This is a genomic window from Desulfonatronospira sp. (assembly GCA_003563255.1).
Lineage (GTDB): Bacteria > Desulfobacterota > Desulfovibrionia > Desulfovibrionales > Desulfonatronovibrionaceae > Desulfonatronospira.
The window spans coordinates 1-3,719 of sequence record PWSL01000436.1 but is presented as its reverse complement, the minus strand read 5'-3'; the positions used below and the strand labels follow the sequence as shown (position 1 = coordinate 3,719).

Sequence of the window (3,719 nt, the reverse complement as noted above, 5' to 3'; positions counted from 1 at the left end):
GATCCAGCACTCACTTTTGACAATGGAGAAGTACCAGGTAAATAATAGTATTCAAAAGTGAGTGCTGGATCATTTTGGACGCGGAGCGTCCGAAGAATGTTCCCACGCGGAGCGTGGGAAAGGCAACGTACAGGTTATTATTACTTACTTCCTAAGTCCAAACAGATACTATTTTTCACTCTTGCCTGGAAAATTGATCTCCAGGTCTGGAAACTCTATCTCTTCTTCCATACTTGACCTGGAGCCGGGCTTTTCTTGACGTTGTGCATCCGCTATGTCAGGTTCAAGCTCACTGCCAAGGTCCAGGCTGAAACTTGAGCCTGCTTCAGTTTCACCTTCATCAACTGCAGTAGCACGCGGGAAAAAAGCTTCCTGCCCCCTGTCGTCTGCATCAGATGCAGCAATATCCTCCCTGAGGTTATGATACCCTTGAAATTCTGTAGATGTTTCACCAGTTTCCTCCATAGAGGACTGGCCGCTGAGCACCCAGGGTTCTGTCTGTTCCTGAACCCAGTCTACATTGAACACCCTGCGGTCGGCACTCCATTCATAACCGCACTTGGGACACTGTTCCAGGTGGTCAAAGGAAGTGTAACTACATTTGCCGCAAAACATCATTGATCCTGTCTTGATATACGCCGCCCCGGCATCAGTTGTCGTCTCCGTTCTGCTTTTTAGCCATTTCTTCTTCACGCAGAGCCCGTCGCAGGACCTTGCCCACTATGGTTTTGGGCAGTTCCTCCCGGAATTCTATCTGCTTGGGCACCTTGAAACTCGCCAGCTTCTGCTTGCAGAAGGATACGATTTCAGCTTTTGTAAGATCTTCACCTTCCACGGGCACCACAAAGGCCTTAACCACTTCGCCCCTAGTGGAATTGGGAATACCGACGCTGACTGCTTCCTTGATCTTCGGGTGCTCGTAAAGAACCTCATCTATTTCCCTGGGGTATACATTGTATCCTCCGGTAATAATCAGATCTTTTTTGCGATCCACAATGAAAAAATAACCCTCTTCATCCATGTAGGCAATATCTCCAGTATAAAGCCAGCCGTCTCGAAGAGTCTGAGCAGTTTCCGCCTGCTGGTTCCAATACCCTTTCATAACCTGCGGCCCTTTCACTATGAGTTCCCCGATCTCTTTGGGAGGCAGGGGGGCACCACCTTTTTCCATATCTACAATGGCGGCATCCGTATCAGGAAACGGCAATCCAATGGAGCCGATTTTGCGCTTGCCCCGCAAAGGGTTGAAATGGGTTATAGGCGAAGCCTCTGTAAGGCCGTAGCCTTCCAGTATCTCAGCACCCGTGGTTTTGTTGAATCTTTCTATGGATTCCTTTGGGAGAGGCGCTGATCCGGATATACAGTAGTTGATGGAGGACAGGTCATATCTGTCAATGTCTTTTTGGTGCAGCAGGGCCTGAAAAACCGCAGGAGCCGAGGGAAAGATGGTGGGTTTAATCTTGTGGATGGCCTTTAATACATCTCTGGGTACAAACCTGGGATAAGGGGCCAGGGTGGCTCCTATTGCAGTGGCGAAATTGACGCACACAGTAAGGCCGTAAATATGAAAATAGGGCAAAAGGCCCAGAACCGTATGCTCTCCCAACTCGATATTATGCAGCATGGACATGGCCTGTCGCACATTGGCAACCAGGTTGTAGTGGGTCAGCATTACCCCCTTGGAAAGCCCTGTGGTGCCCCCTGTATACTGAAGCATAGCCAGATCCTGCCTGGGTTCCGGGGTGTACTTGATAAACACCTCGCCTTTCTGAATCAGTTTTCTCCATGGCAATACTTTTTCATCATCATATGGGATATCCGGAACCTTTTTTTCGCGATGCATCTTCAGTCGGTAGAGCCAGGTCAGGGGAAAGCGGAGGCAGTCAGGAATGCTGGCGATAAACACTCTTTCCAGACCAAGCCTGGGCATAAGCTCAGAAATTTTCGGCCACAGCAGGTCCAGGGTTATGAGAAATTTTGACTCCGAGTCCCCGAAGTGGTGCAGTATCTCCTTTTCCATGTACAGGGGGTTGGTCATGACCACAGTACCGCCTGCCTTGAGTACCCCCCAGTAAGCTATAATGGTCTGGGGGAGATTTGGCAGCATAATGGCCACCCTGTCCCCCGGACTTAAGCCGTAGCTTCTGAGATTGGCTGCAAAATTTTCAGTCAACTCCTGAAGCTTATTATAATTCATTTTCCAGTTGTTAAAGTGTATGGCTTTGCGCCTGGGATGCCTTGCAGCCACCCGGTCCAGATACTCATAAACGGGTATCTCTTCATAATCCAGATTTGGGCTGACCTCACTATCATAGCTTTTAAGCCAGGGTTTGGATATATCTGAAGTAAGCATGAATCCGCCCTTGTGTTTAAATAAATTATTGGCAATTTAAAAAAATATATCTGTGCAGCGCCTGCATGTCGCATAGAGACCAGCACCCCAGAACATATTTTCAATAAAATACAACTTTACAGTCAAAAATTCTCCAACAATGTCTTGTAGTTACCGACAATTTCCAGAATGATGAATGTCGGGAGCGATGTAGTGTCAATCTTTAACAATTTACCCGGTTAAACACTGTCTCCGGCAGTCACGCGCAAGCGTGGTTTAAACGGGTGAACTATGTTACCGAGTATCTGTTTAGCGCTTTTAAGGAAAGCAGGGGACAGGCACTTTGGGACCCACTTGAGCATCGTTTTGTGCTTGAAATGACTCATATTTCTGGGACAAGCGGGTCCCGGAAGAACCAGTCCCTGTGCCACATGCAAAGCGCTGAACAGATACGTTACCGAAAGCAGGGGACAGGCATCCCCGGACTTATCTTATGGCAGTAAGACTTTAAAAGGCTGCAGAATATGGGAAAAAACAATGGTGCCGGATCATGGCCTGGGGACAGTCCGCGCAACCCATTTCCTGCACAAATCAAAAACCACCAACACGTAATTCAGTGAACCTGCACAAGCAGTTCATGGCGAGGGATAGGCCCCAGGCCGGGTGCTTCTTCCCAGGCTCCAGCCTGGGAAGAAGTGGTACGAGTTACTTATTCGGTTCTGTCCCCGGGCCGCCAGGGTGGAGCGCTTTTGACTGTCAAGACTACGGCGGAACTTATTATAATCCATCTGATATTTCAACTGGGGACAGAGGCACCCTGCAAATATTTTCTGAGAGAAAATGTACGGATTATTCAAAAGAGCGGGGAAGCCAGTCCCCCAAAGGGCTGTATGCCTTTTCTCTCTCCGAGCTGTATGCTCTCCCCTACGGCCTGGAAGAGGAGAAGGAAGCCGCCCGGCAGGCACTGGCCTTACGAGCCGGCGCCACGCCACACGCGAAGCGCTGACAGATACGGGCACTCTTGCTTCAGCTGTAGCGCTAAAAACAATCTAGAAAAAAAGTGCTTTTAAATCAACTTAAACTTTGCTCATTGTGAAGAAACTTTTTTCCCTTTACAATCGAACAGCATGTGTTATTTTGATATCTGTTCCGGCAGTAACAGACCCGGCAACAAAACCTCTATCTGTTCAGCGCTTTTTAGAGAAGAGACGAAAAGATACCCAAAACCGTATCTGTTTAGCACTACAGCGAAACTTATATAACTTCTTAACCGGTCGAAATTGGGGACAGGCACCCCCGCACTTATTTTTCTGAAGGAAGTTTGACAGGTTTTAAAAATAAGTGCGGGGAGAGCCAGTCCCCGGAGGTCAATCAATAAGTTTCGCTG

Annotated in this window: 2 protein-coding genes; both read right to left on the bottom strand. The window is 48.3% G+C overall.

From position 1 onward, the window contains the following. Nucleotides 1–168: 168 nt before the first annotated feature. Nucleotides 169–618 carry a hypothetical protein gene (locus QZP87_RS12750; RefSeq protein WP_291323304.1) on the bottom strand — a complete coding sequence of 150 codons (450 nt, stop codon included), beginning with the start codon at nucleotides 616–618 and terminating at the stop codon, nucleotides 169–171. A gap of 31 nt (nucleotides 619–649) precedes the next feature. Then, complete coding sequence (locus QZP87_RS12745; protein WP_291323303.1) at nucleotides 650–2,353, bottom strand: long-chain fatty acid--CoA ligase; 1,704 nt, start codon at nucleotides 2,351–2,353, stop codon at nucleotides 650–652. Nucleotides 2,354–3,719: the final 1,366 nt, after the last annotated feature.